The organism is Xanthomonas sp. 10-10 (assembly GCF_040182365.1).
In the GTDB taxonomy this organism is placed as follows: domain Bacteria; phylum Pseudomonadota; class Gammaproteobacteria; order Xanthomonadales; family Xanthomonadaceae; genus Xanthomonas; species Xanthomonas arboricola_F.
On the sequence record NZ_CP144460.1, the window covers coordinates 3,280,585 to 3,304,648 of the forward strand.

At 65.8% G+C, this 24,064-nt stretch carries 18 protein-coding genes and 1 other RNA gene; 6 read left to right on the forward strand and 13 right to left on the reverse strand.

Going from position 1 to position 24,064, the window contains the following annotated elements:
- Positions 1 to 213: 213 nt before the first annotated feature.
- The 6 genes from VZ068_RS13825 to VZ068_RS13850 form a co-directional block, all read right to left on the reverse strand.
- Positions 214 to 2,046, reverse strand: coding sequence for an ABC transporter ATP-binding protein (locus tag VZ068_RS13825; protein WP_349657713.1), 1,833 nt, complete (start codon positions 2,044 to 2,046; stop codon positions 214 to 216).
- Between the two features lie 191 nt (positions 2,047 to 2,237).
- Complete coding sequence (locus tag VZ068_RS13830) at positions 2,238 to 2,834, reverse strand: plasmid pRiA4b ORF-3 family protein (protein WP_259161125.1); 597 nt, start codon at positions 2,832 to 2,834, stop codon at positions 2,238 to 2,240.
- Between the two features lie 218 nt (positions 2,835 to 3,052).
- Positions 3,053 to 6,124 carry an efflux RND transporter permease subunit gene (locus VZ068_RS13835; RefSeq protein ID WP_349655616.1) on the reverse strand — a complete coding sequence of 1,024 codons (3,072 nt, stop codon included), beginning with the start codon at positions 6,122 to 6,124 and terminating at the stop codon, positions 3,053 to 3,055.
- The gene (locus VZ068_RS13840; protein ID WP_259151391.1) at positions 6,121 to 7,224 is read right to left on the reverse strand and encodes an efflux RND transporter periplasmic adaptor subunit; all 1,104 of its coding nucleotides are present in this window, start codon (positions 7,222 to 7,224) and stop codon (positions 6,121 to 6,123) included. Before VZ068_RS13840 ends, VZ068_RS13835 begins: the two co-directional genes overlap by 4 nt.
- A gap of 25 nt (positions 7,225 to 7,249) precedes the next feature.
- Positions 7,250 to 8,086, reverse strand: coding sequence for a MipA/OmpV family protein (locus tag VZ068_RS13845; protein WP_326521101.1), 837 nt, complete (start codon positions 8,084 to 8,086; stop codon positions 7,250 to 7,252).
- A gap of 11 nt (positions 8,087 to 8,097) precedes the next feature.
- The gene (locus tag VZ068_RS13850) at positions 8,098 to 9,558 is read right to left on the reverse strand and encodes an efflux transporter outer membrane subunit (protein WP_259161129.1); all 1,461 of its coding nucleotides are present in this window, start codon (positions 9,556 to 9,558) and stop codon (positions 8,098 to 8,100) included.
- Between the two features lie 105 nt (positions 9,559 to 9,663).
- Here VZ068_RS13850 and VZ068_RS13855 point away from each other — a divergent pair, with 105 nt between their 5' ends.
- Together VZ068_RS13855 and VZ068_RS13860 are read left to right on the forward strand one after the other, a co-directional pair.
- Positions 9,664 to 10,353 (forward strand): response regulator, encoded by a 690-nt coding sequence (locus VZ068_RS13855; RefSeq protein WP_259151393.1) that lies wholly within the window; start codon positions 9,664 to 9,666, stop codon positions 10,351 to 10,353.
- On the forward strand, positions 10,350 to 11,543 hold the full coding sequence (locus VZ068_RS13860) for an ATP-binding protein (protein WP_259161131.1): 1,194 nt from the start codon (positions 10,350 to 10,352) through the stop codon (positions 11,541 to 11,543). Before VZ068_RS13855 ends, VZ068_RS13860 begins: the two co-directional genes overlap by 4 nt.
- Positions 11,544 to 11,604: 61 nt before the next feature.
- On the opposite strand, the gene VZ068_RS13865 is transcribed toward VZ068_RS13860, so the two are convergent.
- Together VZ068_RS13865 and VZ068_RS13870 are read right to left on the reverse strand one after the other, a co-directional pair.
- Entirely contained in the window at positions 11,605 to 12,870 is a 1,266-nt protein-coding gene (locus VZ068_RS13865; RefSeq protein WP_259151398.1) for a cation:proton antiporter, read from the reverse strand.
- A gap of 242 nt (positions 12,871 to 13,112) precedes the next feature.
- Positions 13,113 to 13,574 (reverse strand): Lrp/AsnC family transcriptional regulator, encoded by a 462-nt coding sequence (locus VZ068_RS13870; protein ID WP_259151399.1) that lies wholly within the window; start codon positions 13,572 to 13,574, stop codon positions 13,113 to 13,115.
- A gap of 240 nt (positions 13,575 to 13,814) precedes the next feature.
- On the opposite strand from VZ068_RS13870, the gene panB reads away from it, so the two are divergent.
- Positions 13,815 to 14,672 carry a 3-methyl-2-oxobutanoate hydroxymethyltransferase gene (panB, locus tag VZ068_RS13875; RefSeq protein WP_259151400.1) on the forward strand — a complete coding sequence of 286 codons (858 nt, stop codon included), beginning with the start codon at positions 13,815 to 13,817 and terminating at the stop codon, positions 14,670 to 14,672.
- Between the two features lie 104 nt (positions 14,673 to 14,776).
- Here panB and VZ068_RS13880 read toward each other — a convergent pair whose 3' ends face one another.
- A complete protein-coding gene (locus tag VZ068_RS13880) occupies positions 14,777 to 16,351 on the reverse strand; it encodes a serine hydrolase (RefSeq protein ID WP_259151402.1) in 1,575 nt (524 codons plus the stop codon).
- Positions 16,352 to 16,373: 22 nt separating this feature from the next.
- Positions 16,374 to 16,868: a ribonuclease E activity regulator RraA gene (gene rraA, locus VZ068_RS13885; RefSeq protein WP_259152488.1), complete on the reverse strand. Its 495-nt coding sequence runs from the start codon at positions 16,866 to 16,868 to the stop codon at positions 16,374 to 16,376.
- Positions 16,869 to 17,057: 189 nt separating this feature from the next.
- Between rraA and VZ068_RS13890 the strand changes: the two genes are divergently transcribed.
- From VZ068_RS13890 to VZ068_RS13900, 3 genes are all read left to right on the forward strand, one after another.
- Positions 17,058 to 17,891 (forward strand): DUF72 domain-containing protein, encoded by an 834-nt coding sequence (locus VZ068_RS13890; RefSeq protein ID WP_259151403.1) that lies wholly within the window; start codon positions 17,058 to 17,060, stop codon positions 17,889 to 17,891.
- A gap of 115 nt (positions 17,892 to 18,006) precedes the next feature.
- Positions 18,007 to 18,083, forward strand: a non-coding RNA gene (locus VZ068_RS13895) — sX9 sRNA.
- Between the two features lie 46 nt (positions 18,084 to 18,129).
- Positions 18,130 to 19,077 (forward strand): DMT family transporter, encoded by a 948-nt coding sequence (locus VZ068_RS13900; protein WP_259151404.1) that lies wholly within the window; start codon positions 18,130 to 18,132, stop codon positions 19,075 to 19,077.
- 404 nt (positions 19,078 to 19,481) lie between these two features.
- Here the strand turns inward: VZ068_RS13900 and VZ068_RS13905 are convergent, their stop codons facing one another.
- The 3 genes from VZ068_RS13905 to VZ068_RS13915 all read right to left on the reverse strand — a co-directional run bounded on the left by VZ068_RS13905 (position 19,482) and on the right by VZ068_RS13915 (position 23,875).
- Positions 19,482 to 20,552 carry a sensor domain-containing diguanylate cyclase gene (locus VZ068_RS13905; protein ID WP_349655617.1) on the reverse strand — a complete coding sequence of 357 codons (1,071 nt, stop codon included), beginning with the start codon at positions 20,550 to 20,552 and terminating at the stop codon, positions 19,482 to 19,484.
- Between the two features lie 115 nt (positions 20,553 to 20,667).
- On the reverse strand, positions 20,668 to 21,390 hold the full coding sequence (locus tag VZ068_RS13910; protein WP_259151406.1) for a pseudouridine synthase: 723 nt from the start codon (positions 21,388 to 21,390) through the stop codon (positions 20,668 to 20,670).
- A 79-nt stretch (positions 21,391 to 21,469) separates the two neighbouring features.
- On the reverse strand, positions 21,470 to 23,875 hold the full coding sequence (locus VZ068_RS13915; protein WP_259151410.1) for an EAL domain-containing protein: 2,406 nt from the start codon (positions 23,873 to 23,875) through the stop codon (positions 21,470 to 21,472).
- Positions 23,876 to 24,064: the final 189 nt, after the last annotated feature.

Sequence of the window (24,064 nt, forward strand, 5' to 3'; positions counted from 1 at the left end):
GAGAGCGGCTACTGCCTGGTTTGATGCATGTTCCTTCTCCCGCGCGCGGGAGAAGGTGCCCCGAAAGGGCGGATGAAGGTGCGGGCGAAGCCTCGTATGGCTGAACCAGCGAGCGGCTTCGCCCCGTACCCTCACCCCAACCCCTCTCCCACAGGAGAGCGGGCTTGCCAACGCCGTTGCTGCCGTTTTTAAACAATCCCCCAACCAACCTCATCACCCATCCGCCGCCACAAACCCGCCGGTCTGCCGCGCCCACAGGCGTGCATACAGCCCGCCCTGTGCGATCAATTGCGCATGCGTGCCGGTCTCGACGATGCGTCCGGCGTCCATCACCACCAGCCGGTCCATGCGCGCGATGGTGGACAGCCGGTGCGCAATCGCAATCACCGTCTTGTTGCCCATCAACGCGTCCAGGCTGTCCTGGATCGCCGCTTCCACTTCCGAATCCAGCGCCGAGGTGGCCTCGTCCAGGATCAGGATCGGTGCGTCCTTCAACAACACGCGCGCAATGGCGATGCGCTGCCGTTGACCGCCTGACAACTTGACCCCGCGTTCGCCCACATAGGCATCGAAGCCGCGTCGACCTTCGCCATCGACCAGCGTGTCGATGAAGCCGTCCGCGCGCGCCTTGCGCACCGCGTCCAGCATCTGCGCATCGCTGGCCTGCGGCCGGCCATACAGCAGGTTGTCGCGGATCGACCGATGCAATAGCGAGGTGTCCTGGGTCACCAGGCCGATCTGCCCGCGCAGGCTTTCCTGGGTGACCTGGGCGATGTCCTGCCCGTCGATGAGGATGCGTCCCTGCTCCAGGTCGTACAGGCGCAGCAGTACGTTGACCAGGGTCGACTTGCCGGCACCCGATGGCCCGACCAGGCCGATCTTTTCGCCGGCACGCACCTGCAGGTCCAGCCCGGCGATCACCCCGCCGCGCTTGCCGTAATGGAAATGGATGTGCTCGAACTGCACCTGCCCCTGTGTCACCTGCAGCGGCACCGCATCGGACGCGTCCTGCACCAGCACCGGCTGCGAAATGGTCTGCATGCCGTCCTGCACGCTGCCGATGTCTTCGAAGATGCCGTTGACCGTCCACATGATCCAGCCGGACATGTTGTGGATGCGGATCACCAGACCCGTGGCCAGGGTGATCGCGCCCACGCTGATCTGCCCGCGGCTCCACAGCCACAGCGCCAGTGCGCAGGTGCCGACGATCAGGAAGCCGTTAGCAACGGCAATGGCGGTGTCCATCGCCGTGGTCACGCGCGTCTGCCTGCGATGCTTGACCGCCAGTTCGTCGATCGCGTCGCGCACATAGGCTTGTTCGCGGCCGGCATGGGCGAACAGCTTGAGCGTGGAAATATTGGTGTAGCCATCGACGATGCGTCCGGTCGCCTTGGAGCGCGCATCCGATGCCACCCAGGCGCGCGCCTTCATGCGCGGCACGAAGAACGCCATCAACCCGACATACACCACCAGCCAGATCAGCAGCGGCGCCATCAGCCAGGGGTCGGCCTGCGCGAACAACCACAGCGCGCTGCCGGTATAGACCACGATGTACCAGAGCGCATCGACCATCTGCACCGCCGACTCGCGCAACGAGGTACCGGTCTGCATCACCCGGTTGGCGATGCGCCCGGCGAAATCGTTGTTGAAAAAGCCCAGGCTCTGCCGCACCACGTAGTTGTGCATCAACCAACGCGAGCGGTTGCTCAGGCCCGGCACGATCGCCTGGTTGACCAGCAGATTGTGCAGCCCGGTGAACAGCGGCCGCGCCACCAGCGTGATCGCCGCCATCCAGAGCAGTTCGCCGGCATGACGGCGGAAGAAGTCCGCCCCGGGCCGCTCGGCCAGCATGTCCACGATGCGCCCGAGGAAGTCGAACATCGCCACTTCCACCAAGGCCAGCAACAGTCCGGCGATCAGCGTGGCCAGCAGGATCGGCCATAACGGCCGCAGATAATGCAGATAGAAACGCCACACACTGCGGGGCGGCATCTCCCGCTCGATGGGCGGGAAGATATCGATCAGGGACTCGAACCAGCGGAACATTGCAGACACTTTCGGGAAACACCGGGCGATCAGGCTAGCTGATCGCGCGTCAAGCTGCAGTGGCGCTGGCGTTGGACGTGTGCATCATCGCGTGCACGGCAGGCTGCCATGCACGCGACGGGCAAGCGGGTCCGTCGCATCGGACTGCCAAGGCCATGCATGGCCTGGATAACACGGCAGGTCAGGAGGCGTCAGTCGCGAACACGCGCAAGCAAACGATTGATCTCGTCCAGCTCGAAACGGCCTGGATCCAGGCGCCCCCCCAGGGTGGCCAGCTCCTGCACGTGTTGCGCATGATCCGGGTCGGCGATGATCTGCAGCAACGCCTGGTAACTGTCGATTCCTTCGCTGCTGTCCGGAGGGCAGGCATTGGCACCATCCACGCAACGCGCTGCGCGCAAGCCCGCATCAGGCGGCAGGATCGCCTCGACCTGGACGCGGTGCTGCCAGCCCTCGCCGCGACCGTAGAAATAGTCGAACCGCTCCAGCTCGCCCACTGCGCTTTCCAGCGTGGCACGGGCCGCATGCTTGAGCCGCGGTCGGTCCGGAACATCCAGCCCGGACTCGCCGTAGCGGCCGCCGCCCAGGTCGAATTCGTAAGGATGCGCAGCGTTCCAGCCCATCACCGGTTGCAGCACGCGATGCAGCGTGGCCAGGCGCAGCGCCCCCGGCACCAGCACGCGCCGCCAGATCAACGGTGCGCTATCCACCAGCGAAACATGCAGCTGATACACCGGCGCGGGCGCGGGCGCCACCTGCTGCGCAGCTTTCTTCTTGGCCTTGGTCATCGGGTCTTGGTCGCCTGTTTCGACGCCAAGTATGGCGCGCGCAGGCCGCGCCTGCATCGCAGTGGCACGGTCAGGCGCCAACGGCGCAGCAACCTGCCCGCACAACCGCTGCATGCAGCACGCTGCGACATGTTGCCCGACCGATGATGGACGATGCCGCAGACCGCGGTGCCAGCACCGTCCAGCGCACGCCACCGAACACCTTTGCCGACCCTGATTTACGCCGCATCCGCTCCACGCCCCGGCAGGTGCAGGCCGAACAGCACGTCGTACAGGATCGGAATCAAGCCCAGCGTTACCAAGGTGCCCAGCGCCAGGCCTCCGATCATGGTGATGGCCATGCCGGTCCACAGCGGGCCTGCGAACAGCATCAGCGGGATCAGGCCGACGATGCAGGTGAGCTTGGTCATCACGATCGGACGCAGGCGCTTGACCGCTGCAGTGACCACCGCTTCGCGGCGCGGCAGGCCATCGGCCAGTTCGGCCTCGATGCGCTCCAGCAGCAGTACCGCGTTGTTGACGATGATCCCGGCCAGCGCCAGCAAGCCGAAGGTGGCCATGAAGCCGAACGGATACCCGGTGATCACCAGCGCCAATGCCGCACCGATCAGCACGAACGGCACCGCCGACATCACGATGAACAGCTTGCGGAACGAGTTGAACTGCCACACGAACAGCAGCAGGATGGCGCCCAGTGCGTGCGGCATGTACTGCAGCAGGGCCTGATTGGCCTCTGCAGAATCCTCCAGCTCGCCACCGATCTCCAGCCGATAGCCGGGCGGCAGCTTGAGCGCGGCCATCGGCGCCGACAGCCGCTCGACGATGTCGGTCGCGGTCAACCCTGGATTGCGTGCGGTGACCGTGATCGCTCGACTCAGGTTGCGCCGCTGGATCGCCGAAGGCTCGCTGTCGCGCAGCACCGTGGCCACCGCCGCCAGCGGCACCGGCGCACCACCGGCTTGCGGGTACACCAGGGTGTCGCCGGGCGTGCCACCGGCGGCGCGCTCCTGCGCACTGCCACGCAATACGATCGCTGCCGAGCTGCCGTCGTCGCGCAGCAACGAGGCGTCCACGCCGCTGTAGCGTGCCTGCAGCGCTTGGGCGACATCTTCGCTGCTCACGCCGGCACGCCGCGCCCTGAGCTGGTCCACCTGCACCACGTAGCGTGGAATACGCGCCTGCCAGTCGTCCTGTACATCCACGGTGCCCGGCACTGCGCGCAGCGCCTTTGCAATGGCCACCGCACTGCTGCGCAGTACCGCTTCGTCGGGGCCGACCACCCGATACACCGCCATCCCGGCTTCGGTCGCGCCCAGCGAAAACCGCTTCGGTTCGGCGCGTACCGCGGGGAAGGCGCTGCGGACATGCGCGCGTACCCGTGCAATGACTGCATCGATGTCGGTGCCAGGCCGCACGCTCACGGTGAAATACGCCATATTGGCCGCCGGCAATGGTGGATTCAGGCCCAAGACGATGCGCGGGCCGCCGTCGGCGACATAGCCGATGCTGTCGGCAACTTCCGGGTTGGCGCGGCGATCGGCCAACCAACGGCTCAACTCGCTCACCGTGCGCAGGGTTTCACGCGAATCTGTGCCCGCCTGCAAGGTCACCGGCATCTGGAACTGCAGACGATCGGACTTGGGCAGGAAATCGTAAGGAATCGACACCAGCACCGTGACCGCCACCGCCAGCATCGCCACCATGCCGGCGATGAACAGCGTCTCGTGCATCAGCACGCGCTCGATGAGGCAGCGGTAGCCGCGATAGAACCGCGACGGCCCCTGCTCGCTGCTGTGCGCGACGTGCACCTTGGCGAAATACATGCACAACAGCGGCGTCACCGTGATGCTGAGCAGCCACGACCCCAGCAAGGTCACGCCGAGCACGGTCGCCAGCGAGCGCAGGTATTCGTTGGTGCTGGTCTGGCCGAAGAAGAACGGCGAGAACGCCAGCACGATCACCAACGAGGAGGTCAGCAACGGGGTGGCCAGGGTGCGGCCGGCAGCGATGCACGCCTGACGTCGCTCTTCCCCGGCAACCAGGCGGCGCTCGATGTCTTCGGCAATGACGATGCCGTTGTCCACCAGCAGGCCCAGCGCCAGGATGATCGCCGCGATCGATACCGTCTGCAGTTCCACGCTCAGCACACGCATCACGATCAGCGAGGCGAAGATGGTCAGCGGCACGATCGCGCCGACGATCAAGCCGGTGCGCCAGCCCAAAAACAGCATCACCACGGCCATGACGATGACAATGGTTTCGCCCATGACGTGGTGCATCTTGTCCATCTCGCGCTCGACCACGTCGGCCTGGAAGGTGACCACGTGTTGCGCGAACCCTGCGGGTAGCTGGTGCGCGGTCTCGTCCAGCTTGGCGCGCAGCGTTTTACCGAACTCGGCGATGTTGCTGCCAGGCTTCATCGCCACCGACACCACCACCGCTGGCTGGCCCTGGTAGACGGCCGCGCTTTCCGGCGGGTCGGCCGGCATCACCTGCACCTGCGCCAGCTCGCCCAAGGTCACCTCGCGCGCGCCGGTGGCGTCAGCTGTCGGCAAGGTCAGCAGCAGGTTCTGCAACTGCGCAGGCGTGCGTATCTCACCGGAAGTCGCAACCGTCATCGCCAGCCCCGACACCGTCGTCTGCCCGCCGGAGGCCACCACATTCTGCGAGCGCAACTGCGCCATCACGCCGGCCGGGCTCAGGCCGGTAGCCAGCAGCCGCGCGCGATCGAACGCCACGTAGACACGCTCGTCCTGCAGCCCGTACAACCTCACCTGCTCCACGCCCGGCAAGGTGTACAGCTGCTCGCGCATGCGCCGCAGCGGCGCACGCATCTCGCTCATCGAAAAGCCCGGCGCCGTCACCGCAATCGAGGCCACCGACACCCGGCCGAAGTCGTCGTCGATCAATGGCCCGAGCGTTCCCGCAGGCAGCTGCGCACCGGCCTCGGTCGCCTTGGCGCGCACGCGCTGCCACAACGCCGGCAGATCCTGCACGTCGTCGTAGGCGGTCAGCTGCACGATCGCGTTGCCGGGCCGCACCGTGGTCACGATGCGCTTGATGCCGGCCAGTTCGCGCAAGCGCTCTTCGATCGGGCGCGCCAACAGGGTTTCCACCTGCTCGCTGGGCATGCCCGGAAACGAGGCCGACACGACGGTGTCGCGGACGGTGACCGACGGTTCTTCCTGCGAGGGAAAGCCGAGAAACGCCCCGATGCCGCCAACCAGGATCATCACTGCCGCAAACAACGTCAGCCGGCTCGACGTCATCGCCATCCGGGTCAGCATCATGGCGCCGGCACTCCGCCCAGCTGCGTCTGCGCCTGAAACGGTATCACCGGCTGGCCATCGATCAAGAAGCCCACGCCCGTGCTGACCACCTGTTCGCCTGCCTGCAATCCGCGCTGGACCTGGATCCGGCCGCCGACGATCGACCCGAGCTCGACCGCACGCTCGACCACGATCCGTTGTGCCGGCCGATACACGAACACGCTGGCCTGTTGACGATTGAGCCTGGGCAATACCGCCGACAGCGGCACGCTGGGCGCGCCTGCGGCATGTGCAGGCAATTGCAGCAGGACGCTGCCGCCGCTGCGCAACGCGTGTGGCGCGCGCACCACCTCAAGAATCGCCAACGCAGTGGCGCCGTTATCCAGGCGGCTGGACAGGCTGCGCAGTCGCAACGTCAGCGGCACCGCAGGCTCGTCGGCCAGTGTGGCCTGCACGGTTTGCCCTGGCGTCAGCCCGGCGGCAACAACAGGCGGCAGATTGGCCAGCAATTGCAGATGCGCCTGCCCTTCCACCTGCAGCACCGCCTGCCCCGCCGCCACATCGGCCTGCGGTTGCTGCAGGCGTGCGATCACACTGCCATCGAACGGTGCGCGCAACTCGCCCAGACGCGATGCGCGGCGCGCAAGCGCCAGGTCGGCCTTTGCCACCTGCAGCTGCGCGCTTGCCGCATCCGCCGCCGCACGTGCGGCGGTCAGCGTGGCCGCAGAGCTGGCGCCATCGTCGAACATGGCCTGCTGCTGGCGCAGTTGCAGCTGCCGCTCGCCAGACTGTGCCATCGCTGCACGCAGGTTCGCGTCGGCCTGCTGCTGGCGCAGCTGCAGCGGCTCGGCATCCAGACGTGCCAGTACCTGCCCTTTCTGCACGCGATCGCCCACATCCACCAGCACGGCGGCGATGCGTCCGCCGCTTTCGAATGCCAACTCGGCGCGCTGTTGCTGACGCACCATCGCCGGCACCTGCAGCCAGCCGTCGTGGCCGGCACCGAAGCGCTCCAGCTTGACCGCCCGCGGTGTCTCGGCAGCCGGTGCATCCGCTTGGCTGCAACCGGCCAGCACGAGCGACAGAACGCACCACGCCATGCTGCGAAAAAAATCCTTCATCACGCTCTCCCCTGCCATGCGCCGCTCAGCGGCTATAGGTCACTGCAACCGTGCCGCTGACGAAACTGCGGCGTACAACCAGTGGGCTGTCCTCAGCGTTGTCGGCATAACGTGTTCCGGTCACGCCCACCGTGGTGGCCCAGTGATCGCCGAGCGAGTGCGTCCAGCTGCTCCCCACCGCAGCGGCATAGACACCGGACCCTGCATTGAAGCCCTGCAAGCCCGAGCGTGCCGCCTGCGCATCGGTGACACCGAAGTACGCCTGATTGAAACGACGGTCACCGGCATGCACGTCCAGATCCAGCGTCACCGTGTCGCTGGCGCTGTGCAGCAGGGTGAACTCCATCCCGGCGCGATAGCGATTGCGCCGCGCATCGTCCTTGAGCGCGAATTCGGCTTCCGCATTGACGTTGAGGTACGGGGTGATCTGCTGCATCACCAGCGTGCGCGCCGTGACCGATCCCGGCACGTCGCCCATGCCGGCCAACAGCCGCGAACCCGCACGCCAGTCGTTGTCGCGTTGCAGCCGGCCCAGGTCGTAATACATCGATTGCGACGCATAGAAGCCGGAGTCGCTCTGGAATTGCAGCCCCGCGCCACGCGCGGTATCGAAGAACAGCATCCCACGCTGGACCACCAGCACCGGGTTGGCCTGCACGCGGGCGCGCTCGGCGCCGGCATAGCGCGGCGCCGCAACCGCTGCCGCGCCCACGGTGATCTCGGTATGGTCACCCAGCAGCCGCGAGCTGCCGGTCAGATCGGTCTGCGCGTGCGCAAGGCACGGTGGCAACAGGCCGGAAGCCAACAGCGACACGTGCAGGGCAGCGCGACGATACAGCTGCGTGGAAAACACAATGGCCATGAAAATCTCCGTCAGCAATCAACAAAAGGGGGCAGGCAAACGCCGTAGAACGCCTGGAACAGCGCGATCCGGCTCAGCACGCGCTGGCGTGCGGTGGTCAGGTAATCCAGTTGTGCCTGCGTCGTGCGCAGGCGCTCGGTCAACAGCGTGGTGCGGTCTTCCAGGCCTGCATCCACGCGCCTGGCCATCCGCGTCACGCGTAACTGCTCACGCTCGGCCTGCGCACGCACGCGTGGCTCGGACTCGGCCAAGGTGGCGTGTGCGTCGAGCGCATCGGCAACCTCGCGGAAGGCGGATTGAATCGCCTGTTCGTAGGCAGCGACATCGGCGCGCTGGCGTACCTGCGCCAACGCAAGATTGGCGCGATTGCGGCCGCCATCGAACAACGGCAGATTCAATTGCGGGCTGAAGCTCCACATGCCGTGGCCGGCGGAAAACAGCCCATTCAAGCCGTCGCTGGCGGTGCCCACGCTGCTGCTCAGGGTGATCGATGGAAAGAACGCAGCGCGTGCGGCGCCGATATCGGCGTTTGCCGCGCGCAGTTCCAGTTCCGCCTGCTGGATGTCCGGGCGTTGCAGCAACAGCGAGGAATCCAGCGCACGCCATGCCGTGCTGGACGTGTCTGCGGCAACCAGGCGCTGCAGGTCTCCGGGCACCGGCGCGCTGTCGTAACCGGCCAGCAACTGCAGCGCACGCAACGCCGCAGCGTGGTCGTCGGCCCCCTGCAGTGCCGCGACGTGCGCCTGGTCGGCCTGATGCTGCTGGCCATCGCGCTGCTCGCGTGCCATCAGCCCGATCCGGTACTGCTGCTGTGCGATCGCCAGCAGCGCAGCGCTGTCGGCATCGGCAGCTTGCAGCTGCTGCAGCGCCTGGGCGCTTGCCCGTTCGGCGGTGTAGGCGCGCAGCACCTCGGCAATCAGCGCGCCACGCGCCGCATCGCGTCCATAAGTGCTGGCCAGATAGCGCTGCCGCGCCGCCTCGGACATCGCCTGCAGCTTGCCGAAGAAATCCAGCTCGACATTGCCGATACCCGCGTTGGCGACCACCAGATCCTGCTGATAGCGTGCGTCCAGGGCCGGATCGTCGAAACGCTGCCGCAGCTGTTGTGCGCCCACGCCGATGGTGGGTACACGCGCCGCCCGCTCGATGCGGTAGTGCGCCCGTGCCTGCTCCACCTGCAAGGCGGCGCGACGGAAGTCGCTATTGTGCGCAAGCGCGCGTTGCAGCAGCGGCCGCAGATCGCGATCCGGCGCGAACGCCTGCACAAATGCGCGTTCCTGCAGAGTCAGCTCGATACCCACCGGCGCGCTCGGTGCCGCGGCGGCCACCGCCTGCCCGCTGCCGAAGGTGCCCGGCACGGTCACCGCCGGTCGCTGGTAAGCAGGCGTCAATGAACAGCCGCCCAGCAGCACGGCAACTGCCGCAAGATGCAGGGCGCGGGAACAACGATGCGCAGTCATTTGTGGAATCATGGTGTCGGAGTAAACGAGCCAATCTCGACCGACATCCTCGACCTGCAGCGTCCAGGTTGTTTTCGGGATTTATCCAGATTTGATCGAGACGACAGGCACCACGCCATGACGGGCAAAAAGGTTCTGCTGGTGGAAGACGACGCCGATAGCGCCAGCATCCTGGATGCCTATCTGCGTCGCGACGGCTTCGACGTTGCCATCGCCGGAGACGGCGAGCGGGCGATACACCTGCATCGCCAGTGGGCGCCGGATCTGGTGCTGCTGGACGTGATGCTGCCCAAGCTCAGCGGGATCGAGGTGCTGTCGGCGATCCGTCGCGCCGGCGATACGCCGGTCATCATGGTGACCGCCATCGGCGACGAGCCGGAGAAGCTCGGAGCACTGCGTTACGGCGCCGACGATTACGTGGTCAAGCCGTACAGTCCCAAGGAAGTGGTCGCGCGCGTGCATGCGGTGCTGCGCCGAAGCGTGGCAGTGCGTGCGCCGGGCGAGCCGTTGCGGCACGGCCGCCTGAGTGTGGACCCGGCCGCAGTCGTGGCAACCGTGCAACGCGAAACCGGCGACAGCGTTGCACTCGACCTGACGCCGACCGAATTCAATCTGCTCGCGTCGTTGCTCAAGACCCCGTTCAAGGCATTTACCCGCAGCGAATTGCTCGATGCCTGCCTGCCCGACAGCGATGCGTTGGAACGGGTGGTGGATTCGCACATCCACAACCTGCGCCGCAAGCTGGAAGTGCACGGCATCACCGGCGTGCTGGTCACCGTGCGTGCAGTGGGATACCGCTTCCAATGAACGCCCTGCGGCGCTTCATTGCCCGGCGTCGGCAAGCGCCGCTGTGGATGTGGGTCGGCTTGCGGATGAGCGCGCTGGCGGTAGTGACCGTGGTGGTGATCGCCTTCGGCATGTGGTGCTATTTCAATCTGCGCGACAACCTGATCCTGCGAAAATTGCCAGCGGCTGCACGTACCGAACTCGAACAACTGCGCGAACAACCCACTGCGAACGAGGCGCGTCTGTGGCAGTTGTTCCAGCAATACTACGATGTGGAAAATTTCCTGCCCGGACTGGCCAACCCGGATTGGTGGATGCTGTGGGCCATGGTGACGCTGTCCATCCCGGTGATAGTGGTCTGCGGCCTGCTCGCATCGCGTCCGCTCTCTCGGCAATTTTCACAGGTCGCCAGCGCCGCGCACCGGGTCAGCGATGGCGATTTCAGCGCACGCGCGCAGCTGGTGGCCGGCGCACCGGACGAGCTCACCGCGCTGGCGAACGACTTCAACGCCATGAGCGGCAAGCTTCAGCAGTACGAACGCGAATTGCGCGACTCCAGCGCAATGCTGGCGCATGAATTGCGCACACCGCTCAACGCCGCCATGGGCCGTGTGCAAGGCATGCTGGACGAGGTCTTCCCACGCGACCCCGAACAACTTCGACTGGTGCATCGTCAGCTGGAACAGATCAACCGGCTGATCGGCGATCTGCACCTGGTGTCGCTGGCGCGCGCCGGTCAACTGGTGCTGGAGCCCGAAGACTTCGATCTCCACGAGCTGATGGCCGAGCAGGTGGAATGGGCTGGCCCGACAATCCACGCGTTGCAGATGACGATCACCGCTCCTGCGCCTTCCGGACTACGCGTCTACGCCGACCGTCATCGCCTGGGCCAGGTGTTTTCCATCCTGATCGACAATGCGCTGCGTTATGCCGCCGCGGGCAAAGCGCTGGACATCCAGATGGGTCGCGATGGCGGGCATGTGATCGTCACGTTCGGCGACCGCGGCCCCGGCGTGGAGCCTGCGCATCTGCCGCACCTGCTGGACCGCTTCTGGCGCGCGGACAGTTCACGCGCGCGGCACTCCGGCGGCAGCGGCCTGGGCCTGGCCATCGCCTCGGCCATCTGCCAGGCGCACGATGGCTGCCTGACCCTCAGCAATCGCTCCGGCGGCGGGCTGTTGGCCAGCGTGCGATTGCCACTTTCGCGCTGAGGCGTTCTCGCTTGCGTTGTACCGCTCGCAGCGGCCTGGCACCCCAGGCGGCTGCGCGCATTCACCGCTGTTGCAGACTCGGCACCGCGTCGGTCACGTTGGCGTGGCGGCGCATGATCCAGTTGAACAGCGGCGTGGCCATCAAGGTGGACAGGATCGCCATCAGCACCAGCACCGAGAACAACCCCTGCTCGATCACTCCGGCCTGCAAGCCGATATTGATGATGATCAGCTCCATCAAACCGCGTGCGTTCATCAACGAGCCGATCGCCATCGCATCGCGGTTGTTTTCGCCGGTGGCGCGCGCGGCGGCCCAGCAGGCCACGCCCTTGCCGATGAACGATGCCGCCAGGATGGCCACGCCGGCCAGCATGATCTGCGGCTGCAGCAAGACGCTGAGCTGGGTTTTCAGGCCCGAATAGGTGAAGAACAACGGCAGCAGCAACACCACCACGAACGGCTGCATCATCTCGCGCAGCTTCTCGGTCAGTGCGCCCTTGGGCAGGCACACCCCCAGCAGGAAGCCGCCGAACACGGCATGGATACCGATCGCATCCATCGCCCAGGCGCTGACGCAGAACAGCATCAGCACGATCGCCAGCACGCTGTTGCTGAGCGGCCGATCCGGCGCCACGTGATCGGCCAGGCGACGCAGCAGGTGCCGGCCGACAAACAGCATGAACAACGCATACGCGACGCCGCCGCCGATGGCCAGATACGCGCTGCCCCAGCTGCCGCCGAAGCTGGCCAGCACCACCGCCAGAATGCACCACGCCGCCGCATCGTCGAATGCGCCGGCGGTCAGTGCCAGCGTGCCCAATGGGCTATTGGTCAGGCCGCGCTCGTGGATGATGCGCGCCAGCATCGGGAAGGCGGTGATCGCAATGGCCGCGCCCAGGAACAGCGAGGCTTCCATGAGCTTGGCCTTCTCCGAGAACAGGCCTTGCACATTGAGCAACCACGGGCACATCGCAAAGGCCAGCGCAAACGGCACCGCGATGCCGGCCAGCGACACGCTCATCGCGCTGCGATAGCGCGCACGGAAGTGATCGCCGCGGAAGTCGGTACCGACCAGAAACATGTACAGGCCCACGCCGAACTGCGCGAACACGTACAACACATCCATGGTCTGCTTGGGGAACAGCGACGCTTGCAGCTGCGGCAACACCAGGCCGAACAATGACGGGCCGAGCATCACCCCGGCAATCATCTCGCCCACCACCTGCGGCTGCCCGATACGCTTGGCCAGCATGCCCACCAGACGGCACACCAGCAAAATCGCTGCGGCCTGCAAAAAGAAGTACACCGACATCTGCGGAGTGGTCATGGGCCCGATGAGGTCCGAGTGAAGAAGCAGCGGATCATAGCGGTCTGCTCAAGCGGCCGATAGCCAAACGTGCCGTACCGTGCCGATGCCGGCCATCGAATCGGCGCAGCGCAGGGTGCCCACCGGCGCAGGCATCGCGGAACCGCAACGGGCCGCAACGTCGCTTTGCTCGAACGCAGATCACACAACCAAGGCAGCGGCGCTACGCACCATCTACTGGCCCGGTTCGATTCGCATCGGCGCTAGCGTGGTGCAAGCGGCAGCGGACGGTCCTGCACCACATGCTTCATCACCAAGGTAGAGGTGAGGCGTTGAACGCTGGGCAGTGCCGACAGGCGCGTGTCGTAGAGCTGCTGAAAGGCGGCCAGATCGCGCACCAGCACATGCAACAGGTAGTCGGGATCGCCGAACAACCGCTGCGCCTGCACGACCTCAGGCACCTGCGCAACCGCAGCTTCGAACGCTTCGACACCGTGGCGGTCGCCCTCACGCAGGATCACGAAGACGATGGCGGAAAAATTCAACCCCACCGCACTCGGGTCCAGCTGCGCGCGATAACTCTTGATCACGCCGGACTGCTCCAGCGCACGCACGCGCCGGTGGCACGGGGACACGCTCAGACCGATGCGCTCGGCCAACTCGGTCACGCTAAGCCGGCCATCGGATTGCAGTTCGGCAAGAATGTGTCGATCGATCTCATCCATGCGCAATATCCTGCCTCAATCACAGGATTCTTCGCAAATAATTGGAAGCACTTTGCCGGTCATCAACGATATCATTTCGCACTCTAGCGTTTGACGACCCGTTTCTGCCGTTGAAGGTCGCGGTCCGACACGCTGATCGGGCAGCCCATGCAAGCGCCGCCGCACGACAGGAAAGACCGCGCGCGTGTCGACGTTTGCCGACCGGTCGGCCCTCCCAACCCAACGTCATAAGGTCTCCCGATGCAACCGACTACGCGCGAACATCCCGCCCCTTACGGCACCGCACCCACTGCCGGCGTGCCGCTGCCGCGCGTACGCATCCCGCACTTGCTGCAGATGAAGAGGCGCGGCCAGAAGTGGGCAATGCTGACCGCCTACGATATGTACACCGCAGCGATCTTCGAAGACGCCGGGATCCCGGTGCTGTTGGTCGGCGACTCCGCGTCCAACAATGTCTATGGACACGACACCGCGTTACCGGTGACCGTCGACGAGCTGCTCCCGCTCGTTCGTGCGGTGACGCGCTCCACCCGCAGGCCTTTGGTGATCGCCGACCTGCCGTTCGGCTCCTACCAGGCCTCTGCCGAGCAGTGCTTCCATACTGCGGTGCGCTTCATGAAAGAGGGCGGCGCCCACGCAGTGAAGCTGGAAGGCGGCATCGACATGCTGCCGCAGGTGCGCAAACTCGCCAGCAGCGGCATTCCGGTCATGGCCCACATCGGCTTCACCCCGCAAGCCGAACACCAGCTTGGCGGCTATCGCGTGCAGGGCCGTGGCGAGGACGCACAGCGTTTGATCGATACCGCGCTTGCGTTCGAATCTGCCGGGGCATTCGGCCTGCTGATCGAAATGATTCCCGGCGATCTTGCCGCGCAGATCACCGCCGCGGTGTCCATCCCGACCGTCGGCATCGGTGCCGGCAACCGCTGCGATGCGCAAGTGCTGGTGTGGCAGGACATGGCCGGCTTGCGCAGCGGTCGCCTGCCACGCTTCGTCAAGCAATACGCAGATCTGCACGGCGTGCTGGGCAAGGCCGCACGCAGCTATGCCGCCGATGTGGAAGCCGGCAGCTTTCCTGCAGCCGAGCACACGTTTTAGAACATGCCCGCGCGCACCACCATCGGGTCGCAGGCATGGCGCACTGAAGCCCTGTGCGATCTGGACGATGGTTCGCTTGCACAGGTCGCGACCGACGCGGCGCCCTACTTCACCGGCGTCAGCAGCAGATCCTGAAAATCGAAGCTGAAATCGGTCAACGGCGAGATTGCCTGCATGCGCATCTCGCGCACCGCGCCGTCGGCAGTGAGCGCGAAATTGACGAAGGCATCGGCATTCAAGCCGCGGTCGTCCCAGCGCACGATAAAGCTGTCGTGCTGCCAATGTTCCAGCGTGCCAACCAGTTGCGCCGTCCTGGAAAACTGCATTCGCAGGCGCTTGCCGTCCTGACGGATCACCACATCGCCGTACCATGGGTCACGATAGGTCGCTGCATAACTGCGCAACGGCAACGAGGGCGTGGAGCGTGACGCGCGCGCGTCCAGATGCTTCTTCCAGCTGGCATCCGCATCGCCGTCGGCTTTTTCCAAGGCCTTCGCATAGGCAGCAGTCCAGTCGGTTGCCGGCACCTGCAAGAGCGCATCCAGCACCTGCAAGGTCACCGCATTGAATGCCGCACCCACTTCCTGATTGGTCAGCACCACCACGCCCAGCTTCTGGTCGGGTACCAGGGTCAACCGCGACACCATGCCCGGCCAGCCGCCGGTGTGCCACACCAACCGATGGCCACGATAATCGCTCAGAGTCCATCCCTCGCCATAGCCGGCAAAATTGGGACGCGCGCCAGCCAGTTCGGGCACCGGCGGCTCGGTAATGGCGATCGGCGTGATCATCGACCACATCTCCTGCTGCCGCTTGGCGCTGAACAGCGGCGTGCCATCGGCTAACACGCCACCGGCCAGCTGCACCTTCATCCACAACGCCATGTCGTGCGCACTTGCGTAAATACCGCCGGCACCGGAATTGTTGGACCAGGTCAACGGCGCAACGGTGCGCAGCTCGGTGAAGTCGTACTTGGCATGGCCCACAGCGGCGTTGTCGCCGGGCTGCAGATGGTCGGCGTTGAAGCGCGTGCCACGCATGCCCACCGGGGCGAAGATGCGCTGCTGCAAAAACGCGGCGTAGGACTGCCCGGAGACCTGCTCGATCACCTTCTGCGCGACGGCGTACAGGATATTGTCGTACGCATAGCGGTCGCGAAACCCACCGTTCAACGGCACCTTGGCCAGGCGCTGCACGACCTCTTCGGTGCTGTAGCTGGTGGTCGGCCAGAACAACAGGTCGCCGGCGCCCAGGCTCAGCCCGCTACGGTGCGCGAGCAGATCGCGCACGCGCATCTCGCCGCTGACGTAGGGGTCGGACATCCGAAACCACGGCAGATGGTCGATGACCTTGTCGTCGAGCGACAGCTTGCCTTCGTCGGCCAGAATCGAGAGCGACGCTGCGGTGAACGCCTTGGTGTTGGAGGCGATCGCAAACAGCGTATCTGCCTGCACCGGCTCGGGCTTGCCGATCTCGCGCACGCCGTAGCCGCGTTCCAGCACCACCTGGCCATCCTTGACGATGGCTACCGCAATGCCGGGCACATCGAATTGCTTGCGCACCCGTTCCATCTGCGCATCGAATTGCTGCATGCCGGCCGGCAGGTCGGCCGCGTGCGTCGTTGTCACCAGGGTCGCCAGCATCAGCACGCCTCCCGTCAGCCATCGGTTCAAGATCACCGCCACACCTCTTTGTTGTCGATCAGATTGCGCCGCCGGCACTGTCCAGCGGCAGCGGCGCGACCAGCACGCCGTTGGTATCGGCGTACAACCAATGACCCGGCACGAACGGGACGCCGGCAAAATTCACCGGCACATCCACCTCGCCCAGATCGCGCCGCTCGGTGCGCCGCGGGCAGGCGGCCAGTGCCAGCACGCCCAGCGGCAGCGTGGCCAGGATCTCGACGTCGCGCACGCAGCCATGGATGAGCACTCCGGCCCAACCATGGGTAACCGCGTGCGCCGCGATCTGGTCGCCCAGCAGCGCATGTTTCAACGAGCCCTGGCCATCCACCACCAGCACCCGCCCCTCGCCCGGCGTAGAGGCCAGTTCGCGCACGCGCGAGTTGTCTTCAAAGCAGCGCACGGTCGCGATCGGCCCGCAGAACACGCTGCGCCCACCGAAGTGGCGGAACAACGGCTCGGCAACGGTCACCTCGGGAAAACGGTCACACAGATCGGGCGTGGTCCAGGTCATCGGTGCGGTCTCGATCGGCTGAGCAGGCATGGTAGCCGGCTGCGGTGGCGTCTGGGTGTCGCCAGGCGACATCGCCCGCTGGCAGCGTCGCTGTCACGCCCCATCCAACCCCGCTACGCCAGGCTATGGCGGTGGCCGCCGCCAGCCACATGCAATCGTGCATACCTCATGCCAGCGAGTATCCCTAAGATGACCGATCTGTTCGCTTCCGCGCCGCCCGCCCTGAACGGCATCCATGTCGGTATCGGCGGTTGGGTGTATGCGCCCTGGCGTGCAGGCATGTTCTATCCCGACGGCCTGGTGCAGCGGCGCGAGCTGGAATACGCCAGCCGCCACGTCACCGCCATCGAAATCAACGGCACCTATTACGGTGCGCAAAAACCGGCGACCTACGCGAAATGGCGCGATGAGGTGCCGCCCGGCTTCGTGTTCTCTGCCAAGGCGCCGCGACGCATTACCCAGTCGCGCACGCTGGCGGGCACCAAGGCGCAGGTGGAGGACTTCGTCGGCGGCATTGTCGAGCTCGGCGATACCCTGGGGCCGCTGGTGTGGCAATTCGAACAGGGGCATCGGCTGCAGGCCGACGACCTGGATGCCTTTTTGACGCTGCTGCCCAGACGCGCAGGCCAACGCAGCCTGCGGCATGTGCTGGAGATTCGCGACCATGCAGCGGTGGATGCGTCGCTGCTCGCATTGGTGCGCCGCCACGGCGTGGCCACCGTGTTCACCGATTCGGACGAGCATCCCTCCTTTGCCGATCTTTCCACCGACTTCGTCTACGCGCGCCTGATGCGTAGCCAGGCGCGCCTGCATGCCGGCTATCCGGCGCCGGCATTGAAACGATGGGCCGAGCGGATCCATGCCTGGCGACGCGGCGAAAACCCGGCCGATCTGCCGCATGTGGGTCCCATGTCACCGGCGGCAGGCACGCCGCGCGAGGTGTTCGTGTTTTTCATCAGTGCGGCCAAGGAGCGCAATCCGGCGGCGGCGATGGCCTTGCTGAAAGAGCTGTCCGCTGCATAACGCGTTACCAGCATCGCTGCCTGCCCGGCGGATGCGTTGACCGAACGCGTTCGGGAGCAGCCGGCAACACGGCTGCGCTCACCGCCAGGCAGGCCGGACCAGTGCCCGGCGCGGCATGTTCCACTCGTACACTTCGGCTCTGAGTACGCAGTCCAAGCCCGCCTGGCGGCTGCTCGCCAGGTTTTGTCGGCCGCTCCAGGCACGGCGCCGACCTGCGGTTTTTCGGCGACAATGGCGCATGCCCACGACCGACCTGCGCAAGGCGCAACTGCAAATTCATTTCTGCGTGCTGCTTTGGGGCATCACCGCGATCCTGGGCAAGTTGATCACGCTGCAGGCATTGCCGCTGGTGTGGTGGCGCATGTTGATCGTGGTCGCGGCCCTGGCGCTGTGGCCGCGGGTGTGGCGAGGCTTGCGCGGCCTGTCCGCGCGCGTGGTGCTGGGCTATTGCGGCATCGGCGCCTTGGTGGCACTGCACTGGTTGACCTTCTATGGCGCGATCAAGCTGGCCAACGCATCGGTGGCGGCGACCTGCATTGCCCTGGCGCCGGTGTTCACTGCCGTGATCGAGCCATGGGTGACGCAGCGGCCGTTCCGTCCGCGCGAGTTGCTGTTCGGCCTGGCTGTCTTGCCGGGGGTGGCGCTGGTGGTCGGCGGCGTGCCCGATGGCATGCGTGCCGGGGTGGTGGTCGGCGCGATTTCGGCCGTATTCGTCGGGCTGTTCGGCTCTCTCAACAAACGCATGGTGACCCATGCCGACCCGCTCACCGTCACCGCCCTGGAGCTGGGTGCCGGCACGCTGACCTTGACCGTGCTGGCACCGGCCATGCCGCTGCTGCTGCCATCCCTGCATGGCGATCTGTTGATGCTTCCCAGCCTGCACGATGGCGTGTTGCTGCTCGCACTGTCGCTGGCCTGCACCCTGCTGCCGTTTGCGCTGGCGCTGGTCGCGCTGCGCCATCTGAGCGCGTATTCGGTGCAGCTGGTGACCAATCTGGAGCCGGTCTACGCCATCGTGCTGGCCATCGCGCTGCTGGGCGAACAGCGCGAGCTCACGCTGCAGTTCTATCTCGGCGTGGCGATCATTCTTGGTGCGGTGTTCCTGCACCCGGTGCTGGAACGCCGGCGCAAGGTGGTGCACCCGGAAGTGCTGGGCACGGCCGAAGCCAAGAACATCGTCGACTGAGAGCGGCCAACACCACCATTGCGCTCACCGCCACGCGGGCGCAGCCGGTGCCCGGACTCGGCAGGGGTCACCGGTATGCTCCGGTTCCGGGCGCGCCGTCGCCAATCCAGCCGACGACGGTTCGCTATGGTTTATCTGCTACTGCAAGTAACGTGGCATCGCGCGACCGCGCCTCTACCGGCAGCGGTTGCAGTGCCGCGTAACACCTGAGCCAGGGCTCCGCAGCGAATGGGGGCGTCTTGATGCCTGAGCGTCAACCGACCTGCAGTCTCCAGTCCGCTGTCAGGGGCACGCTCGAAACCTCGAACGATGCAGCGGTGCTTATCGACCATCGTCAAGCCCGCGCCAAAGCGCACCGCCCGGGCAGCGGCCCGCACCTGACGTGCAGGCAACAACGCCCACCCCTACTCCAGCGCAACTACCTGATCGCGGCCGCCGCGCTTGGCGGCATACAGGGCCTGGTCGGCACGCTTGATCACCGTTTCCACGCCTTCGTGCGGATACAACATGGCCACGCCGATGCTGACCGTCACCGGCAGCGCAATCGTCATTGTCGCCACGCTCTGGCGCAGATATTCGCACTGCACCCGTGCCTGCTGCAGGTCCACATTGGGCAGCAGCAACACGAACTCTTCGCCGCCGTAACGCGCAATGGTGCCGGCACCGGCCACATGCGCACGCAATAGCGCCGATAGCTCGCGCAGCACCAAATCGCCCTGGTCGTGCCCGTGCACGTCGTTGACCACCTTGAAGTGGTCCACGTCCAGCAGCGCCACCGACAGCGGCTGGTTGGCGATGCGCGTCTGCTGCGTCGCTGCCGCCAGTGCCGCGGTGAAGGCGCGGCGATTGGGCAGGCCGGTCAGCGGGTCGGTACGCGTCTGCTCGACCAGATCGGCGTTGACCGCTTCCATCGCGGCGTAATACTGCGCCATCTGCTGCTCGTACCATTCGCGCTCGCGCAACTGCCGACGCAGCTGCTTGCCGGCCAGACGCAGCTCCAGCAGATGCGAGGCCTGCCGCGACAACGCCTGCAGCGCGGCACGTTGGTCCTCGCGCAGCTGCGCCGGCGCCTGGTCGAACACGCACAACGAACCCAGCGGCATGCCTTCGCTGGTGACCAACGGCGCGCCAGCATAAAAGCGTACGGCGCCTTCGCCGGTGACCATCGGGTTGTCGAAAAAGCGCGGGTCCAGCAAGGTGTCTTCGACGGTCATCACCTCGTCCGGGCGCAGGATCGCATGCGCGCAGAACGAGATATCGCGTGGCGCTTCGCTACGCGGCACGCCGTGGGCCGCCTTGAACCACTGCCGATGTTCGTCCACCAGCACCACGGCCGCCATCTGCGTCTGGCAGACGGTGGACGCCACCAGGGTCAGGTCGTCGAAGGCGCGCTCGGGTGGCGAGTCCAGCAACTCGTACTGGCGCAGGGCGATCAGCCGCTCGGCTTCGTTTCCCGGCAATTGCGGTTTGATCACGCGCTCAGCCCCCTGCTGACTCGTTAGTGGCGGCGATATGCCTAAACCCCGTGGAGCGATCCATCCGCGCGAGCACCATTGGCCGCTCGCACATCCGGCAGTTCATCCAACCGGCTTACCAATCGGTGCGCTGCGGCAACAAGCCGCGCAGTTCCGCATCGCTGAGGTTGCGCCATTGCCCCGGCTTGAGTGCGGCAAGCTTGATGTTGTCGATACGCACCCGCCGCAGCTGCGTGACCCGATAACCGAATTCGGCAGCCATCAGGCGGATCTGCCGGTTCAAGCCCTGCTCGAGCACGATGCGAAATCCGAACTTGGCGATACGCGCGGTGCGGCACGGCAAGGTGGTCTCGTTGTGGATGCGCACACCACGCGCCATGCCACGCAGGAATTCGTCGGTGACCGCCTTGTTGACCGCCACCAGGTATTCCTTCTGGTGGCGATTTTCCGCGCGCAGGATCTCGTTGACGATGTTGCCGTTGCTGGTCATCAGGATCAGCCCTTCGGACTCCTTGTCCAGGCGGCCGATCGGAAAGATGCGCTGCTCGTGGCCGACGAATTCGACGATGTTGCCCTTGACCGAACTCTCGGTGGTACAGGTGATGCCCACCGGCTTGTTGAGCGCGATATAGACATGCTTGCGTCCACCGGGCTTCTTGGCCTCGCGCGCGCGCAGCGGCTGGCCATCCACCAGCACGGTGTCTTCCTCGCCCACCACCGCGCCGGTGCCGGCCACCATGCCGTTGACGGTGACGCGGCGCTCGCCGATCAGGCGGTCGGCCTCGCGACGCGAGCAGAAGCCGGTATCGGCGATATGTTTGTTGAGTCGGATTGTCATCGTTGGATTATCGGCCATTTGCAGCCTGCGACGCACACTGGCGCAGTAACGGCCCGGCGCGCAGCGCTGCCGGCGCGCCCTACCCGGTTACCGCCAGCATGGGCTGCGGCATGACCAGGTCTTCCAGCGGGCACGGGCGATGCAGGCTGAAGCCCTGCACCTGGCCCACGCCGGCGTCGCGCAGGCCGGGAATATCCGCCTCCGACTCCACCCCTTCGGCCACCACTTCGATACCCAGTGCCAGGCCAACCTGGGCGATGGAATGCACCGCAGCGCGGTCCACCGCGTCATGCGCGTAATTGCGCACGAAGCCGCAATCGATCTTCAACACATCGACGGTGAATTGCTTGAGGTAGCCGAACGAGGCCAGGCCGCTGCCGAAGTCGTCCAGCGCCACATGGCAGCCACGCGCGCGCACGCTCTGCACAAAGCGCTGCGCATGTTCCAGGTCGCCGATGACGGCGGTTTCGGTGATTTCCATGCACAGCTTGGACACCAGCGTGGGATAGCGCTCGAACAGGGCGCAGACGAAATCGAGAAAATCCGGCTGCGCGATCGATTGCGCGGACAGATTGACGTGGCACAGGTCCAGGGTCGCCACATGCAGCGGGTTGTCGGCCAGCTGCGCGCACAAGGTTTCCAGCACATGGGCATCGACCATGCGCCCGAGCCCGTAGCGCTCCACCGCAGGCAGGAATTCGCCCGGGCTCAGCACCCGCCCATCGCGCGCGCGCATGCGCACCAGCACCTCGTACTGCAGACGGCCGGGGTCGCTCAGCACCTGGATCTTCTGCGCGTACAGCAGCAGCCGGTGTTCGGCGATCGCCTGCTGCACGGCGCTGATCCAGCCACCGTCATGCCGACGCCGCGCCAAGGCCAGATCGTTCTCGCCAAGACACCGGATCCGGTTGCGCCCTTCTTCCTTGGCGGCGAAACAGGCCAGGTCGGCCGCGGTCATCAATGCGTTGACGTCGTTGGCGCCCCGGCGGATTTCCACCACGCCAAAGCTGCAACTCGGCGTCAGCGGCCGGCCGCCCTGATGGCTCCACGGCTGCCCCAGCACGCCATGCATGCGCTCCAGCAAGGCCTGCGCCTGCACCAGGTCGGTATTGGCCAGCAGGATCGCGAACTCGTCGCCACCCAGCCGCCCCAGCCAGTCGCCCGGACGCAACTGCATGGTGATGACGTCGGCGAAGTGGCACAGGAACTTGTCGCCGACCGCATGTCCGAAGGTGTCGTTGACCAGCTTGAAGTGATCCAGGTCGACGAAGCACAGCGCATGGCACAGCTGCGGCGATTGCGGCGGCTCGATCAGATGCAGCAGGCGGCGCTCGATCTCGCGCCGGTTGATCAAACCGGTCAAGGCGTCGTGGCGCGCGTGGAAGGCGACCTCGTCGGCCAGTTCGTGCGCGTGCGAGACGTCTTCGATCACCGCCAGCACCAGCGTGGGTTCCTCCGGGCCAGGCTCCACCAGCGAGGCGCTCCAGCGGCCCCACATCACTTCGCCATCGGCGCGCAGGAAGCGCAGCTCGCCGGACTGCATCAGCCGCGGCCAGTCGATCGTGCCACGGCTGTCCAGCACGATGTCGTCCGGGTGCACCAGCTGGGCGAGCGTGGACGCCTGCAACTCTTCCGGGCGGTAGCGCAGGATATGGGCCATCGAGGCGTTGGCATCCAGCACGTGGCCGCGCAGGTCGAACTTGACCATCCCCAGCGCAGCCTGCTGAAACGCCGTGCGAAACCGGCCCTCGTGCGACAGCAGATAGTCGCGGATGCGGCGTATCGCCAGCACGCAGGTGATCAGCACCAACAACAAGGTGGCCAGGCTGCAGACCACCATCACGTCGTGCAGCAGCCGTGCGCAGCGGATCAGCTGCGCCTGGAACTGCGCTGCATCGCTGCGCATGCGGGCATCGAGCAGATGCAGTTCGTCGCGCAGGTCCTGCAGCGCGCGCGCATCCGGTCTGTTGGCGGCTTGCACGGAGGCAGCACGGTCGGCCAGTGCACTGAGCTTCAACAGATCGGCATCGGTGTGCTTCCACAGCGTGATGGCATCGCCCAGATACGGAATCATCTGGCCGTAGCGATACAGCCTGACCATTTGCGGCATGTCCTCACGGGCATTGCGACCGGCCGCAAGCCCGGCATACACCGCCGTCCAGGCAATCACCGGCTGTTCGACCGCATCGCGCGCCGCGCGATCGCCGAGCGGCACCTCCAGCGCACGGCAGGCGGCCTGCAGATCGCTCGGATCGCCGCTCACCAGATAGCGCTCCAGCCAGTAGACCGACTCTTGCTGGGCATTGGACCAGTGGCCCTGACCGACAATCCAGGCGGTTGCTCCGGATTGGATTTCGATCGCCAGTGCAGAGAGCACGGCCATGCCGACAGCCATCGCCATCAGCAGCGCCAGAGGGAGCGTTAGCCAGCCGCGCACCATGTGCATGGTTTGGCCACTGCGTGTGCCGCGTGCTGACTGCGCCATTGCCATCCGTCCTTCACCGCCCCAGTGCGATTCAGGCGCCCAGTGGGCGCCTGAAGGCTGTAGCGGCCGCAATGGCCGAGTCTGTATGGCGGCGTCCGTTTGCCGGACGGCCGGCGGGAAACGTCAGCCTGGCTGACGATCCGCCGTCTGCGGTCCCGATCGGGACAGGCCTGGCCGCATCACTGCTAT

What these genes read in the sequence shown, in the direction of transcription:
- VZ068_RS13825 (WP_349657713.1), bottom strand. Translation starts at nt 2,046, where the DNA reads ATGTTCCGCTGGTTCGAGTCCCTGATCGATATCTTCCCGCCCATCGAG.
- VZ068_RS13830 (WP_259161125.1), bottom strand. Translation starts at nt 2,834, where the DNA reads ATGACCAAGGCCAAGAAGAAAGCTGCGCAGCAGGTGGCGCCCGCGCCC.
- VZ068_RS13835 (WP_349655616.1), bottom strand. Translation starts at nt 6,124, where the DNA reads ATGATGCTGACCCGGATGGCGATGACGTCGAGCCGGCTGACGTTGTTT.
- VZ068_RS13840 (WP_259151391.1), bottom strand. Translation starts at nt 7,224, where the DNA reads ATGAAGGATTTTTTTCGCAGCATGGCGTGGTGCGTTCTGTCGCTCGTG.
- VZ068_RS13845 (WP_326521101.1), bottom strand. Translation starts at nt 8,086, where the DNA reads ATGGCCATTGTGTTTTCCACGCAGCTGTATCGTCGCGCTGCCCTGCAC.
- VZ068_RS13850 (WP_259161129.1), bottom strand. Translation starts at nt 9,558, where the DNA reads ATGATTCCACAAATGACTGCGCATCGTTGTTCCCGCGCCCTGCATCTT.
- VZ068_RS13855 (WP_259151393.1), top strand. Translation starts at nt 9,664, where the DNA reads ATGACGGGCAAAAAGGTTCTGCTGGTGGAAGACGACGCCGATAGCGCC.
- VZ068_RS13860 (WP_259161131.1), top strand. Translation starts at nt 10,350, where the DNA reads ATGAACGCCCTGCGGCGCTTCATTGCCCGGCGTCGGCAAGCGCCGCTG.
- VZ068_RS13865 (WP_259151398.1), bottom strand. Translation starts at nt 12,870, where the DNA reads ATGACCACTCCGCAGATGTCGGTGTACTTCTTTTTGCAGGCCGCAGCG.
- VZ068_RS13870 (WP_259151399.1), bottom strand. Translation starts at nt 13,574, where the DNA reads ATGGATGAGATCGATCGACACATTCTTGCCGAACTGCAATCCGATGGC.
- panB (WP_259151400.1), top strand. Translation starts at nt 13,815, where the DNA reads ATGCAACCGACTACGCGCGAACATCCCGCCCCTTACGGCACCGCACCC.
- rraA (WP_259152488.1), bottom strand. Translation starts at nt 16,868, where the DNA reads ATGACCTGGACCACGCCCGATCTGTGTGACCGTTTTCCCGAGGTGACC.
- VZ068_RS13890 (WP_259151403.1), top strand. Translation starts at nt 17,058, where the DNA reads ATGACCGATCTGTTCGCTTCCGCGCCGCCCGCCCTGAACGGCATCCAT.
- VZ068_RS13900 (WP_259151404.1), top strand. Translation starts at nt 18,130, where the DNA reads ATGCCCACGACCGACCTGCGCAAGGCGCAACTGCAAATTCATTTCTGC.
- VZ068_RS13910 (WP_259151406.1), bottom strand. Translation starts at nt 21,390, where the DNA reads ATGACAATCCGACTCAACAAACATATCGCCGATACCGGCTTCTGCTCG.
- VZ068_RS13915 (WP_259151410.1), bottom strand. Translation starts at nt 23,875, where the DNA reads ATGGCGCAGTCAGCACGCGGCACACGCAGTGGCCAAACCATGCACATG.